Annotated in this window: 9 protein-coding genes; 6 read left to right on the top strand and 3 right to left on the bottom strand. The window is 39.9% G+C overall.

Annotated features, from left to right (window positions below; translation table 11 throughout):
* Positions 1-187: 187 nt before the first annotated feature.
* Complete coding sequence (locus QV280_RS03640) at positions 188-2,917, bottom strand: polysaccharide lyase 6 family protein (RefSeq protein WP_152821671.1); 2,730 nt, start codon at positions 2,915-2,917, stop codon at positions 188-190.
* Between the two features lie 1,397 nt (positions 2,918-4,314).
* On the opposite strand from QV280_RS03640, the gene QV280_RS03635 reads away from it, so the two are divergent.
* The 6 genes from QV280_RS03635 to QV280_RS03610 all read left to right on the top strand — a co-directional run bounded on the left by QV280_RS03635 (position 4,315) and on the right by QV280_RS03610 (position 14,588).
* On the top strand, positions 4,315-5,745 hold the full coding sequence (locus tag QV280_RS03635; protein WP_152821668.1) for an aminotransferase class V-fold PLP-dependent enzyme: 1,431 nt from the start codon (positions 4,315-4,317) through the stop codon (positions 5,743-5,745).
* 71 nt (positions 5,746-5,816) lie between these two features.
* Positions 5,817-6,746, top strand: a complete 930-nt coding sequence (locus QV280_RS03630) for a transporter substrate-binding domain-containing protein (RefSeq protein WP_447026273.1) — start codon at positions 5,817-5,819, stop codon at positions 6,744-6,746.
* A 74-nt stretch (positions 6,747-6,820) separates the two neighbouring features.
* Complete coding sequence (locus QV280_RS03625) at positions 6,821-9,040, top strand: putative bifunctional diguanylate cyclase/phosphodiesterase (RefSeq protein WP_152821664.1); 2,220 nt, start codon at positions 6,821-6,823, stop codon at positions 9,038-9,040.
* Between the two features lie 218 nt (positions 9,041-9,258).
* Positions 9,259-9,933 carry a translesion DNA synthesis-associated protein ImuA gene (gene imuA / locus QV280_RS03620; protein ID WP_023402886.1) on the top strand — a complete coding sequence of 225 codons (675 nt, stop codon included), beginning with the start codon at positions 9,259-9,261 and terminating at the stop codon, positions 9,931-9,933.
* Complete coding sequence (locus tag QV280_RS03615) at positions 9,930-11,432, top strand: Y-family DNA polymerase (protein WP_023402887.1); 1,503 nt, start codon at positions 9,930-9,932, stop codon at positions 11,430-11,432. Before imuA ends, QV280_RS03615 begins: the two co-directional genes overlap by 4 nt.
* 54 nt (positions 11,433-11,486) lie before the next feature.
* Positions 11,487-14,588: an error-prone DNA polymerase gene (locus tag QV280_RS03610; protein ID WP_152821662.1), complete on the top strand. Its 3,102-nt coding sequence runs from the start codon at positions 11,487-11,489 to the stop codon at positions 14,586-14,588.
* A 96-nt stretch (positions 14,589-14,684) separates the two neighbouring features.
* Here QV280_RS03610 and QV280_RS03605 read toward each other — a convergent pair whose 3' ends face one another.
* Positions 14,685-14,972: a hypothetical protein gene (locus tag QV280_RS03605; protein ID WP_152821660.1), complete on the bottom strand. Its 288-nt coding sequence runs from the start codon at positions 14,970-14,972 to the stop codon at positions 14,685-14,687.
* A 422-nt stretch (positions 14,973-15,394) separates the two neighbouring features.
* Complete coding sequence (fadR, locus tag QV280_RS03600; protein WP_023402890.1) at positions 15,395-16,234, bottom strand: fatty acid metabolism transcriptional regulator FadR; 840 nt, start codon at positions 16,232-16,234, stop codon at positions 15,395-15,397.
* Positions 16,235-16,278: the final 44 nt, after the last annotated feature.

Genomic DNA, 16,278 nt, shown 5'->3' with positions numbered 1-16,278 from the left:
GAAAACAGTTCATGAAATAGGATAGCGTCAATCCATCGTAGTCAGTACATGTTTATAGCACTTATCTACCTAATGTTATCCTTAATATGTAAACACATTTCAAGGGGATACCCCAAATCAAAAAAAGCCCCTTCGGTAATCGAAGGGGCTAAGCTAGCGTAAATTAATTTTTACTAAGCAGAGTTACTTATTTTGCATTTACACGGTTGATGATGCGAACTTCATCAAAGTATGCTTTTCCGTCAGAGTCAGGAGTTCCTTTATAAGATAAAGTAAACTCATCCACTCGAACTTCTAGCTCATCTCCTTCTTGCTGAGCAGTAACAGCTGTCATGTCTGTTGTATCAATTTCCATGTAAGCAAAAATTTCAACTTCAGTATTATCACCGTTATTAAAGTCTAGAGAAACTTGTTTAAAGTGAGATTTATTTGTTCCTTGAGCTGCATCATCAAGATCACGTACATGTACACGTTCCTCTTTTAGAATATTACCAAGGCTATCTTTCAGACCAATATGTAATGTTGTTACTGAGTCATCACCTTTTTGATCACTATAATAAAGGCCAAATGTCATATCTTTATTCACAGGGATATCTGTGATTTTCTGAGAAATACCTGGTGTTGCAGTGTATTCATTCAAATCATTCAAATCGTCATCTTTATTATCTTTAAAGCGAATACGTGCAGACTTTCCTGAAATCGCAGAGTCACTTGAAGACCCTACATCACCAAAACCAGCTGAATCATTTTCTACTGTATCCCAATCACTAGAGATTCCATCTGTAAAATTACCATCCTGAACAGTTTCTACAGTCACCTCTGTCGCTAATGCTAATGATAATTGGCTTTCTGCTTCATCTGATTCAGTAGTAAACTCATGAGTAACCAATTGATAATCACTATCAGAAGCTTCACCATTAAATGTGTGCTGTCCTACTGTGATGTTATATTGACCTTTAACAAAAGCTGTTACTGCATGTGGAATATTAGGTAATAGAGTCACTGTTTGAGACAAACTTTCATCGCTACCTTCAACGACTATGCTTGAACCGTAGCTGAATGTATCAACGTTTGTTGTGTTTGCATTACCAGACCAACCTTCAGTACCTTCAGCAAATGCGTAGTTTTCAATTGCTACTTCGTTGATGATAGCTGCAGGCTTCTCAAAGTCGTAAGATTTAGGACCAACATCAGCATAAGTTAGTGGCTCAAGTAGTGGAGTACCATTGGTCACATCATCCGCACCCGCTAGAGTCGCTTCGTTACGAGCAAGGCCATCCATATCGATAGAAATTGCTGCAAACTCACCTTTATCGTATTCAGTTGCATCGATGCTTGAAGACTCTGAAGGACGGTATAGACCATCAATACCTTTTGCTAGATCAACGCTAGCTGTGGTACCTGAAACGTTGTCAGTATCAGCAAATGAATCACCATTTACGATGTTACCTACAACAACAGAGTCACTTGCCCAACCGCGGTCAGTGCCAACGTATACTGGACCGATAGCTTGATCAACGATGTTGTTGGCAAAGTAAATTTGATTAGGTTGGTCAGACTTACCGCCACCATCAATATTGATACTGTTAACACTGTCTACCACTGTGTTAAATGCAACGTGTACATTTTCTAATTGCTGGTAGCCATTACCACCATCACCAGAACCGTCACCACCTAGTAAAACAATACCGCCGTGGTGAGTTGATGATTTGTAACGTGCACCTTCAATGTAGTTGTTAGCCACGATATGACCATCATCTACCAGTCTTAAACCGCCTGCGTAAGGGTTACCATCACCGAAAACAAAGTTGTTTGAAACGTTGTTGTGGTTACCGTGACGGTTGGTGATTGAACCGTAGCTGTTACGTACTGTGTTTTGTGCGATGACGTTGTTTGATGCTTTGTTTGAAATAACTTCCGCTTCACCTTGAATACGCTCAAATAAGTTACCCACGATAAATGAGTTACCTGCGTAGTGGTGAGTTTCACTTAGACCAGTACGAATTGCTTCGTAGTCATTGTCACTGCTACCTGCGTACAATTTACCGTTTGTTGGTGGACGGTTAGCAAAGTAGTTCGCATAAACAGTGGTGTACTCAGCTAGGCCACCATTGCCTTCATCCATTAGTCCACTTTCACGTAGTAAGGAAACCATTGGGTTACCCGTTGTTTTACCACTAAAAATGTTGTGATCAAGCCAGTTATGTTGACCGTATAGTGCAATCCAAACACCATTGTCTGAGCTATCGCTAGTTAGGTTTTGGTCGCCATCAACATTAAGGAATACGTTTTCTGAAATACGACAATGGTTACACATCTCAGTTGAACCAAAGCGTGTTTCTAGTAGCTTACTGCTTGAGCTTTCAGGACCATCGAAAACAAGGCCGTGTAGTTGAACGTGCTCACCGCCCATAACCACTTTAGCTTCACCAGTAATAATTACTTCACCAGGAGTCACAGCACGAACTTTGATTGGCGCTTCTTCAGTACCAATACCACCAAACTTAAGGTTTGCTTCGGTGTAAGTGCCATCTTCGATACAAATTACAGTACCAGCAGCTAGTGCGGTTTCATTCATATCAATTTCTGAAACAGTTTCTGTACACTCAGCAGGATCAGAAGTCAGTAGCGTTTTAACACCTTCAGGCATAGCTGATACAGAAGGAACATCTGATTCTACTTCTACAGGTGGCTCTTCAGGAGTTCCTTCACCAGGATTTTCTTCACCAGGGTTCTCTTCGCCCGGGTTTTCGTCACCTGGGTTTTCATCTCCAGGAGGAGTCACTGGATTAGCAGGTTCAATTGGTGTAGCTGGAATTGAATTATCAGGGGTATCAGCAGTGTCGTTGTCTGTAGTTGAGTCGTTACAACCGACCAATGCAAGCCCTATTAACATGGCTAAAATATTCTTGTTCATGCGTCTCTCTCATCTTGGAGTAGTTATATTTTGTGAGTACATGTTATTAGATATTTCAGAAACGCCAAGCGATCGGGATCGCATTTGTCATACATGAATATTATATGACGCTAATTTACATGATGTAACACTACAATTAAACCCTTAAAAAACAACAACTTACAAAATAACAATTTACTTATATATTGATTTTATGAATAACCGAAAGCATGACGAACCTCACTATTTATTCTTCTGGGAAATAAGCATGCTTTCTAATAGACGCAAGTAATTACAGTGTTTGCACGGTATTTGATTTTATTTCAAATATGAAGTAACGGGAATTATATTCATATTTGTGAATATTTAATTGAATGTGTATCTTGATAACTTAGGAATACATCAATTTGAAGAATATCTACATAATTCGCCACCTCTAGTCTTATTTTATAGTTAATGTATTAAGGTGATTTAATGTCTGAGATTTGGCGGGCCTATCAAAAGAAGAGCAAGCGATCATTCGCTAAGTGGTGAGAGAAGCTTTAGATGTTCACCCGAATTCAACTCTGACTATGCAAAAGCTGAAATCATCAAAGATGGTGGTGAAATAGTTGCAGTTGCAGTTTCTGCATTTCAAAAGAAAGTCTCTAGTATTTATGACAAGTACAGAAAAGAAAATCCTTCTTTGGTTTTAACTCTGGATGGGTTACAAGGCTACGAATTTAAAAGACTGCATGCAGTGCTAACCACTGTCATTAAAAAATAACTCCAGCCATGAATACTGCACCTTGTAGAATCCATGGCGTAAAAAATTTTTATATTTCACTTTAATACACAAAAAACCAATCTACTTTATCGTTATTTCATATCTGTTTTACGCAGTCAAAAATCAATATTAAACCTATATATAAAATGCATAAAATCACAGCTATTCGCATAAAAACTTATTTAATAAGTAAGGCTTACTAATGCATAACCGGTGACTAAAGAAAAATATCGATAAATATCCAACGCACAAAAAAACATACTCAGACTGCAAACCTCACTCAAGAAGAAATCAACTAAATTACTGATAGATATGATTTTTAATATTATTTATCGACAATGATCACGATTTACCAACATGTAACCGCTTAAATATATCAATTATAAATTGCAGTAATATAATACGACTCTTGGAATAACATGCATAAAATAGAATTTATATGTCAGCAGGTGCGTATCACTGTTTTCAAAAATAAGTCGCTGTAACAAAAACATAATATTGAGAAATATGGAGTTCACACTAATTAGATAAGATTTTTAATCTATGTTCTTTTTGTGAATTTTAGTCTTTAAAATACGACATTAGAAGTATCTAATATCGTTCTTTAAGTACTATAAAGATTTATCTAAACTCAATTAAAGGAAATGACATAATGAGTGAAAAAACGTCTAAGTTTAACCGTAGGGATTTCTTGAAAGGTAGCGCAGGTGTTGCTGTTGCAGGAATAGGTACTTCTCTTTTCTCAACAAATGCTTTAGCGAGACACCAGCATCACCATCCACACCACCCGCACTCAACCTTCTCTCACGGCAACTCTTCAGACAAACATTTCTGGAAGAAGGTTCAACAGCAGTTCTCTTTAGCTAAAGGCAATGTCTACATGAACGTAGGTACAACTGGTTCCATGCCAACCAGTGTGCAAAAAACCTTAGCGGAGAATCATGAGCTTGTTGCGAGCTACCCTTGGGATATGCAAAACAAATTCGGTAGCTGGCCTTACATGAGCCAAATGGCTGCAGATATTGCACCTGGTTTTGGTGCAGATGAAAACGAAATCGTTCTAAATAGAAATACTACCGACGGTATGGTTTCTATTCTTAGCGGTCTTGATTTCAAAGAAGACGATATCATCATCACTACCCACCATGAGCATATCGGTGGTAAATCTCCACTATTTACAGCAGCCGATCGCGTAGGCGCTAAAGTTGTTGTTGTTGAAATTCCGGTTTACACCGGCGAGAAAAAACTCAAGAAAAAAGACTTCGTTGATGTATTTGCTGATGCGATCAAAGAGCATAATGCAAACGGCAATGTGCGCTTAGTAATGTTCTCTCACATTACTTACTTAACTGGTACTTTACTACCAGCAAAAGAAATTTGTGCACTAGCACGTGATAACGGTATCCCTACTTTAGTTGATGCCGCTCATACCATTGGCATGATGAATGTTAACCTGCATGACATGGATTGTGATTTTTACGCAGGTTCTGGCCACAAGTGGCAGTGTGGTCCAGGCGCAACGGGTATCCTTTATGTTCGTCAAGAAGCTGAACGTTTGATTCGTTTCTGGCCTGCAGACCGCCGTCCTTTCTACTTTGTTAACTCATCACTTGGTGAAGATGGTTATCAAACAATGAACTTTGTGACCAGAATGCAGTACATCGGCAACGACAACTACCCTGCCAAACAAGCTCTAGCTGATACTTGTAAGCTATGGGATGAAATTGGTCGTGATAAAATCGAAGAACGTATTCTAGATCTTAGTGCTTTGTGTAAAGAAGAGCTAAGCAAAGAATTGCCACACGGTACTCTTTTCTGCCCGCCAGAGCGTGAACTATCAAGTGGTTTAACTGCATTCAACCCGTTCTCTGATGACTTGTCTAACGGCACTCGTCTGACTGAATTCCGTGATCTACTTCGCGAAGAATACGGATACACTATCCGCACCACTAACTTCTCATTGCGTCTAGACGATACTACTGCTACTTATGCATTACGTATTTCTACTCACTTATTCCATGATGAAGATGATGTAACGGGTCTAGTGAAAGCAATGGCACATTTATACAAACGAATGGCTTAATATTTGCTTAACAGCCTAGGGCTTACTTGCTAATGTAAGCCCTACTTTATATCTCAAGGACGAAGGCAATGATCAAAACAAAGACCATATTCAGCATTATAAAGAGTCTTTGCATCGCTTTATTATTTGTTATCAAGCCAAGTTATGCTTATGACTTAGCGGATGTCAAAAAAGCAGGTGTAATTCGCCACATTGGCATCCCTTACGCCAACTTTGTTAATTATATCAATACCGATGGTCTCTATACGGCTCAAGGCTTAGATGTTGAGCTTATACAAGGCTTTGCTAAATACTTAGGCGTTGAATACCAATTTGTTCCAAGCACTTGGAACAGCGCTTTTGGTGATCTCACAGGAAAAGAAGCGATTTATAAAAATAACGTCATACAGTACGGTAAAACAGTGCCGATTACAGGTGATGTCATAGCCAATGGTGCAACCATTCTTCCATGGCGAAAGCAGTTGTTGGATTTCTCTGATGACTACTTCCCTTCTGCTGTATGGTTAATTTCTCGCGTTGATTCAAAACTACAGCCCATTTCTCCGAGTAATAGTGTAGATAAAGACATTAATACCGTGAAAGCATTACTCAAAGGTCAAAATGTGTTAGCTATGGAGCAGACATGCCTAGACCCTAACTTGTACGATCTATACAAAACTGGGGCCAATATCATTCTTCCAGAGAAGGCGCATAAATTAAATGAGATGGTGCCAGCAATACTAAATAATGATGCAGATAACACACTGCTCGATGTTCCGGATACTCTTATTGCGTTAGAAAAATGGCCTGGCGAAATTAAAGTTATCGGTCCAATTTCTGAAGAACAGTTTATGGCTGCAGGATTTAGAAAAGACTCACCAAAATTACGCGAAGCTTTTAATGACTACTTAAGAGAGATTCGACGTAACGGTACTTACAATCAATTAGTTGAAAAATATTATCCTTCCGTCTTTTATTATTACAGTGACTACTTTGAGGCTCACAAAAGTAACGATTCATGAACATGAAGCCTAGATTAAATCGCCGAAATGCAATTCTTATGGGAGGATTTCTTCTAGGCGCTTACTTGCTTTTAATGATTATAGTCACTAACGCAGGGCAAAATCGTCTCAAAGAGTCACAGCTAAACGAATTGAATTTGAATGTTAAAATTTATTCAGAATCAATTGGTTACTTCTTTGAGACAGCAAGTAAAGAAATTCGTGAAGTATCTCAACATAAAACCACGTATACGTTTTTTGCGAACCTCGCTTCCGGTATGTCCATGCAATATGGACTAGGATCAAGCTTGCTTCAGTTACGTCGTAATTTGATTCGCCATACCACACCAAACCAGCATCTACATGAAAATGCTAAATTCGATCGCATGCTATTGGTAGGTTTCAATTCAAACATTATTGCAGACTCCAATCCCAAAATTCCGTTTGATATAGACAGTATTCCCTTTCAAACAATGCAAACCATCGACCATAAAATCGATATTGTGGCAAAAGATGGTCATATCACTATTCGAGCACTGCAAAACGTTTACTTAAACGGTGAACTGGTCGGAATTGTCGTCGGTGATATAAAAACAACGGCCATTATTAATCTGCTAACCACTCAAGAATACCAACTCAGTAATAGCCGACTCTCACTATCAACAGATGCAGGCTCATTACCTATTTGGGACACTTTTGATTCCTCAGCAAGTTACCGCTCAAATACTTTGTACTTTAATAAGAAAGTGGCTAATACCCCTTTTAATATACATGCATGGTTTGCACCAATATCAGAAAGCCAGATCATAACTTCAACTTGGTTTACCATCGCACTCTCTTTCTTGGCAGTACCTGTTATTTTTGGCCTGTATTACTCTTTGCGTATTAACAATACCAACTTAGTACTCACCACTAAAATTGAAGAAACCCATAGCCAACAAGCAGTATTAACACGACAGAACCACCGCCTTAAAACAGAGATAGACAGACGTAAAATGTTTGAAAAGGAACTGGCTTATCAAGCCAGTCACGATATTTTAACTGGCTTATCTAACCGAAAATCAGGCGATGAAAAACTGAAGCATGCCTTGTTACAAGCCAAGCGAGATGATGTGAATGTTTTAGTCATGTTCATTGACCTTGATGACTTTAAGCAAATCAACGACACGTTAGGACACTTAGCGGGCGATAAACTGCTAGTACAAACAGCCAAGCGTTTGCGCCAATCGGTACGAAAAACAGATGTTGTGGCTCGCATTGGGGGGGATGAATTTTTACTGGTTATCCCTAACTTAGACTCTGAAAAAGAAGCTCAAACTTTAGCTTCTAAGCTGTTAACTATCTTTGAACAACCTTTTCAGCTTAACGGAAGTCAATTTTTTATCTCCACCAGCATTGGTATGTCCATTTACCCTCAAGATGGTAAAACGACAGAAGAGCTAATGGCACATGCCGATATTGCGATGTATCGAGTAAAAAAAGAAGGTCGAAATGGCTTTAGCTTCTACGAAGCAAGCATGAATACCGATGTACAAAGAAGCTTGGATATTGATGCTAGGCTACGTCAAGCAATTAACGATAATAAATTAGAGATCTACTATCAGCCGATTATTGATCTAGAAAGTAAAAAAATCACCGGCGCTGAAGCCTTAATGCGATGGTGGGATGACAAACTTGGCTTTGTACCGCCAGATGAATTTATTCCCATTGCAGAGAGAAATGGGCTTATCCATAAGTTAGGGCATATGGCGCTACATACAGCCTGTCACCAAGCTCAACAATGGCAAGCCATTCAACCGCTTTCCATTGCTGTAAACTTTTCTGCGGCTCAATTTAGGCAACAAGACTCATTAATTGAAACTATCTTAACTGCACTGAGTAATTCAGGCTTAGATGCCAACTTACTCGATATTGAAATTACGGAAAGCTTACTCTTTAACAACAACATCGAAACTGTGCAGATATTAGAAGAAATCAAACGAATTGGCGCGCACTTTTCTATTGATGATTTTGGTACTGGATATTCAGCGTTGAGTTATCTGCAGAAATTTCCATTCAGTAAGTTAAAGATCGATCGTTCGTTCCTGCAGGATATGGAAACCAACCCTTCTTCGCAAGAACTGGTCAACGCCATTATTGCTATGGCAAAAGCTCTTGGACTTAAAGTGGTTGCAGAGGGTGTTGAAACTCAATGGGATCAAAACTACTTAAAAACACAGCATTGTGAATTTGCCCAAGGATATTACTACAGTAAAGCACTCTCTAAAGAAGACTTTGAGGCGCTCTTATTACAACATAATCCAAACGTTACCTAAGGTGTTCGTCCTTATCTGTTAGGCATTAGGTGTTTTACCTAATGCCTGCAGTATCTTCACTTTCAAGCTCTCGATTCTCCTCCTCTTCTAATGCCACTCTCACTCTTTGCGCTCATGCATTTATATAGTTTTGTCAGTGCGATTTATACGTAGATCTATTTTGTAACTTGCGTCTCAAGCAAAGTTAAATATACTGTATATATATACAGGTATTTATTATGCAAAATATTATTGATTTATTACAACGTAAGCAATTGATTTGGAAGGGTTCAGAGCAAAGTATCCCTTTAATTAACCAAGCTTCTTACTTTAGTGAATGGGATAAACAGCTAGAAGGTTTTCCCAAAATGGGGCTCATGGAGATCCAATCTGAATTTGGTATTGGTGAGTTGCGTTTACTAACACCTATGTTGCAATCTACTGTTCAAGATCGCACTTTAGTATTGATTAACCCACCTGCACTACCATGTGCTCATTATTTTGAAGCCGAAGGCATCGCGCCTCACAATGTCTTAGTTATAAATAGCACAAAACACGACTTATGGGCCGCCGAGCAATGCTTAAAAAGCGGCAGTTGCGCCTGTGTGTGCTTATGGCACCCACAACTTGAAGTGCATCAAGCAAGGCGTTTACAAATTGCGGCTGAAAAAGGCCGAGCATTAAATGTACATTTTAATCTCGACCGCCAAAATAGTTGTTCATTACCTATTCCTCTTAGCGTACAACTCAACGCAACAGAAAACGGCATTAAAGTGAATGTCATTAAACGCCGCGGAGGATGGCAACAACAAGCCTTTACTGTCGATTTAAGCCATCGCTGGCCACAACTTTGTACTCAAAAACCTTTACACCAAGTCATTCCTTTCCCTCGACACAAGAGGCAGCACGCATGAATCTTTGGTTGTATATCCATTTTCCAAAACTGCAATTAGATACGCTGTTTGCTGACTCGACTTTAGATTCCGCTACAAGCTCTAAAGTTGCGTTCGATCCTCAAGCAAAAAATGAGCTTAACAATCAACCTTTACACCATCAACTTATACACAGCCAGCCAAAGCACAGCCCCGCTATTTGTATAGTTGATCAGCACAAGATCATACAACTCAATCAAGCCGCTTCTGATAAAGGCATAAAATTAGGAATGGGGTTAGGTAGCGCCGCTTCACTGTGCGCTGAGCTGCAAGTATTTCCTTATCAACAACAAATAGAAATGGATACATTACAGCAAATTGCACAATGGCTATATGTGTATACCTCTGACATTACGCTATTCACAGAGCAAGGCTTGCTACTGAAAGTCTCCAATATGTTAACCCTATATCGTAACCTCGATAGTTACTGGAAAACTATCTCACAACACCTTAATCAACTGCATCTGCACTATCATTATGCGACCGCATTCTCGCCACTTGCAGCCAAATTGTTAGCCGAAACTCACTGTGATCGTATCACTGATGACCCAGATGTAATTGAGCAGTCCATTTTACAGCGCCCACTTATTGCCACCGAACTTAGCGCAGCAAATATCGAGAAGCTCGCTCGTATTGGTGTACATAATTTAACGCAACTTACTGCTCTCAATATGACGGACATTGCACGCCGCTTTGATATCCAAGTCGTCAACTATGTGGGGCGACTACTCGGTCAATTTAAGCACCCGGTACAGTATTATCATCCGCCCGCTCACTTTAATCAGCACCTTAATTTATTATATGAAATCGAACATACACATTGCTTAATCGCACCATTAACCCGCTTATTAGGACAAATGGAAAGCTTTTTAAAGCTCAGAGATAAAGTGGCTTACGAAATTCAGCTTAGCCTTTACCAAAGGGATCAATCACTACAGGAAATCACCTTCTATTCCGCCATTGGTGATTATCTTTCTGATAAGTGGCTAGCACTGTCTACACTAACACTTGAATCGACTCAGATCAGTTCACCTATTTTGTCGATTCGCTTACAAGTGATACGTATGGGAGAAACACCGGCGACCAACACTGATCTATTTGATCAGCACACGGGGGAAACATCACCTTTAGAGCTACTTTCCTTATTACAAGCCAAGCTAGGCAAAGACGCTGTACAAGGTATTGCCTCTAATCACGATCCTAGACCTGAAATAAGTAGCACTTATATCCCTGCTTTTTCAAAGCCAGAAAAACACACCACACAAACAAAGCTCAGCCGCCCTAGCTTTATCTACTCCAAACCTAAACCTCTTCATAGCAAAGTTGAAATCATCCAAGGTCCAGAGCGTATTCATAGCGGATGGTGGGATGGCAATTCGATTAATCGAGATTACTTTGTGGCAAGAGAACACACTGGTCGCTGGTTATGGATATACAAAAACCCAGCCAAGGAATGGTTTATTCAAGGAGTGTTTAGCTAATGTCTTATCCATACATATTGAGCCATTCAACGGTAGTGTGTATTTAAAATGAACATGTCTACAGTTAAATATGCTGAGCTTTTTTGCCAGAGTAATTTTTCATTTTTAACCGGAGCCTCGCACCCCGAAGAACTCATTACACAAGCTGACTTTCTGGGCTATTCAGCGCTGGCTATAACCGATGAGTGCTCTTTAGCTGGCGTTGTTAGAGCGCATACCACAATTAAGAATAAGCAACTTAACATCAAGCTTATCGTCGGTAGTATGTTTTGGTTAGATCAAAAGTGTCAGATCGTACTGTTGTGTCCAAACCAACAAGCCTATGCTGAGTTGGCTCGTATCATCACTAACGCGCGCAGGCGTAGTGATAAAGGTAAGTATTCACTATCACAATGGGATGTTTTATCTATTAAGCACTGCTTTATTATCTGGGTGCCACAGATGAAAGAATATGACCACCAATGGGCAAAGTGGTTAACTAAACAACACAGCGCGCGAGTGTGGTTGGGGTTACAAAGACACCTCACCAATACAGATAAGCAATACTTACAATATAATCAAAAGCTAGCCCATCAGTACGCCATTCCTATCACTGCCTGTGGCGGGGTATTGATGCATAACGCCACTCGTCTTCCACTGCAACACACTCTTGTCGCAATCAAACATAATTCCACGGTAACAAGCATAAGTGAGCACCTACTGACCAATGCAGAGCGAACCCTGCGTAATAAACCTAAATTGAGCAAACTCTTCCGTAAGGAGTGGCTAGAAGAAGCCCACAATATCGCCAGTCGCTGTTGTTTTAATTTGGCCAGTTTAGGCTATCAATATCCTGCCGAAATCGTCCCTGACTCTGTAACGCCATTTGCCCATTTATGTCACTTGGTCAATCAAGGTAAACAACTGCGGTTTCCTCATGGAGTTCCTGAAAACGTTCAGATCACCATAGATAAAGAACTCAAACTCATTGATGAGCTTAATTACGCCCATTTTTTCTTAACCATTCATGATGTGGTGATGTTTGCCAAACAAAAGAAGATTTTGTATCAAGGTAGAGGCTCTGCAGCAAACTCTGTGGTGTGTTATTGCTTAGAAATCACCTCAGTCGATCCTAGACAAATCTCAGTACTGTTTGAGCGTTTTATTAGTAAAGAGCGCAATGAGCCGCCCGATATTGATGTAGATTTTGAACATCACCGTCGTGAAGAAGTGATTCAATATATTTATCAAAAATATGGACGTGAGCGAGCAGCTCTTGCCGCTACCGTCATTAGCTATCGGCTAAAAAGTGCCATTAGAGAAGTAGGTAAAGCATTAGCCATAGATGAAACTCAGCTCGACTTTTTCATAAAGAACATTAACCGTCGTGATGTCGGTTTAAATTGGCAAGCACAAATTTATGAGCTGGGATTAAAGCCCGATTCTTTAAAAGGACAGCTCTTTATACAATTGGTCGATGAAATCATCGGCTTTCCTCGCCATTTATCGCAACACGTGGGCGGTTTTGTTATTTCAGCTGGTCCCTTATATGAATTAGTACCAGTAGAAAACGCTGCTATGCCTGAGCGTACTATTATCCAGTGGGATAAAGATGATTTAGAGAGTTTAGGGTTACTAAAAGTTGATGTACTTGCTTTAGGAATGCTAAGTGCCATCAGACGTTGTTTTCAGTTAATTGAACGTCATCATCAACGACAACTTAGTATTGCTGATATCACACGCCTACAAGACGATCCAAATGTGTATGCCATGCTACAAAAGGCCGACACTATAGGTGTTTTTCAAATAGAATCACGAGCTCAAATGAGCATGTTACCGCGCCTTAAACCACGTTGTTATTATGACTTAGTCATTCAAATTGCCATTGTCAGACCGGGCCCGATACAAGGCGATATGATTCACCCTTACTTAAAGCGCAGAAATGGCGAACAAGCCATTTCGTACCCTTCTAAAGAGGTCGAAAGTGTCCTCTCAAGAACCTTAGGCGTACCTATATTTCAAGAACAAGTCATTAAACTGGCGATGGTGGCGGCAGGATTTAGTGGTGGTGAAGCCGACCAACTGCGCCGCGCTATGGCTGCTTGGAAAAAAAATGGCGATTTATTTAAGTTTCGCGATAAGTTAATTTCAGGGATGCTCTGTCGTGGTTATGAGCAGAGCTTTGCCGAGCAAATATTTGCACAGATTTGTGGTTTTGGTGAGTATGGGTTTCCGGAAAGTCACTCCGCCTCTTTTGCTGTGCTTGCTTATTGCTCTGCTTGGCTCAAATGCTACTATCCTGCCGAGTTTTACACAGCCCTACTCAATAGTCAGCCAATGGGGTTTTATTCATCTAACCAGCTATTACAAGATGCCAAACGACATGGCGTTAATGTGCACCCCATCAGTATCAACCAATCTAATGACGAGCACAGCATAGTCAGAAACAATAATATAAGTAGTATTCAATTGGGTTTAAAACTGATCAAAGGACTCTCTCAAAACAGCCGAGAGCAACTGCTGGCAGCACGTCCGAGCAAAGGGTTTACTCATATCCAGCAAATCAAAAATATTGGCATCAATCGGCAACAGTTGCATGCTCTTACCTCCGCTAATGCACTGTATGCGCTTACTGGTGATCGCTATTCCACTCGTTGGCAATTAATGGATTCCGTTGAAGATCTACCACTGTTTAACCAGCCATCATTTAACCGAAGACAAGACGAGTCAATTAAACATGGCTATACCTTTCAAACCAATGATTACGAAGCATTAATCGAGGACTATTCCGCCACTGGACTATCCCTAAACCAACACCCCATTACCCTGCTCGAAAAAGAGAATAAGTTAGGTAAGTTCATTCGACAAAATCAATTGATCCACCAACCTCATCAATCAATGGTCACGGTAGTCGGTGTGGTCACTGGCAGACAATCACCTCATACCGCTGGAGGGATTACCTTTTTCACTTTAGAAGATGATACTGGCAACATAAATGTGGTGGTGTGGCAAGCAACCGCCAGAGCACAAAAGAAAAGCTATTTAACGGCTAAGATACTAAAAGTAAAAGGAATCATAGAAAAAGAGGGAGACGTCATACACGTTATTGCAGGTCAGTTAATTGACATCAGTGATCAGTTATCACAACTAGCCAGTCGTTCTCGTGATTTTCATTAGAATAATCTTTATTTTACACAATACATTTCATCAAAAGACAGAAAGCCGCTTTATGGTCACAAAGCGGCTTAAATAAGAACTCGATACAATGAGCTATTAAGCCCGTTTATGATGAATTCGTGTACGCTGTTTTTTGCCATCCATGACTCCTTCCATATGACTATCCATTGATTTATTTTCATAAGCTTCGAGCATACCTTGGTCTTGCATACTCTTAGGCTCAAGTTGTTGAACTCCTCTATCTGTACTTGTGCCACTGCGATTTTCTGCAATAGAAATCGCCTGACTGTCGTTAGAAAAATCGTTAAACACCTTATCTTGAGCAAAAACAAACGGTGAAAACGCCACTATAGAAATGGTTATAAAGCCAGTTTTAAGGTTCATATAAACGCCCTCAGTTAACTTATTAAAGCTAGGAACGCCCTTAGATTTTAGTTGCAAGTTAACAATAAATAAACGTAGAGTGATTATTGTTTCTACTTCTTTTTAGCAAATATTCATCTAAGGATGTACGCACGCTAGGAAAATCTTCACAAAAATCAAACAACTATCGCTAGCAACATCTCAACCGACAACCACCTTAAAAAGATGAGTGTGCCAGAGATAACTAAACAGACCTTGCCGATGCAAAAATTCTTTCATGTCATTGTTTATACCAAGCACATTCAAAAATGGATCACTAAAACATTCAATCACGCTTACAGCAAAAAGCCCTACAAATAATGCAGGGCTTTTAGGAAATCACAACGAGTACTTGCTAGTAATATCTGTCCTAACAAACAATATACGCGTTAATAAATCGTTATCTAACTGTCATCTTCAGTGAAATTGGTTGGCAAACTCACCTTCATTTCATTCCAGTGCTGACCACTTTCAATACCGTATTGACGCACGATAGCGGCGATACGGTCACGATTGCCGTCTTCACATACTGACAATAAGTCTTTATAAAAATTAAGCGCAAGATTTCGTGAAACAGGGCTTGAGAAATAGAAAGCACCCACTCGATCGTACAGCTTTTTTAAACCGTTAAAGATCAGACCATAAATCTGGTTTCCAGAATGGAAAGCTAAATGTTGGAACAACATGTAATCATAGAAATTAAACGTTTTCGCCACTAAGATCGCATCACGCTTTTGTTCATCTTTTTCATTGTCTTCTTTGATGTTTTGCGCGATTTTCCCAGCGTATGGGAAAGAGTCCATAAAGCTACTATACGAATCCGCTTGCATCAAAGCCTCACATGATTCGATAACACGTCGCAAGGTCGCTTCAGATTGCTCTTTGTTCACTTTAAATGCATAACGCATAAAGATAGGGCTGATGCTAGTTCGAGCGGCAAGTAGATCTTCTACAATACTAGTGGCATTGTCAGCATCTAATGTCATTAATGTATCTAAAATATGCAAACCAGAGGTTTCCATAAATTGATTCACTTTGGTCGGCTTACCATGTTGAATGGTTAACCAACCATCACGCGCCAGTCTTTGTAGAACTTCTCTGAGGGTGGTTCGTGTTACACCAATCAGTTCAGATAGCTCACGCTCAGCGGGTAAAATAGAACCTGGAGCAAATCGTCCGTTCCAAATGCTTTCAATAATGTACTTTTCTGCGAAGCCTGCTGGGCTTTTAGCCTTAATAACCATAGATTGGAAGTTCCAACTTAAAATTCACTAAATATAACTCATCA

Source organism: Vibrio sp. B1Z05 (assembly GCF_052955985.1).
This window is presented reverse-complemented; position numbering and strand designations above follow the sequence as displayed.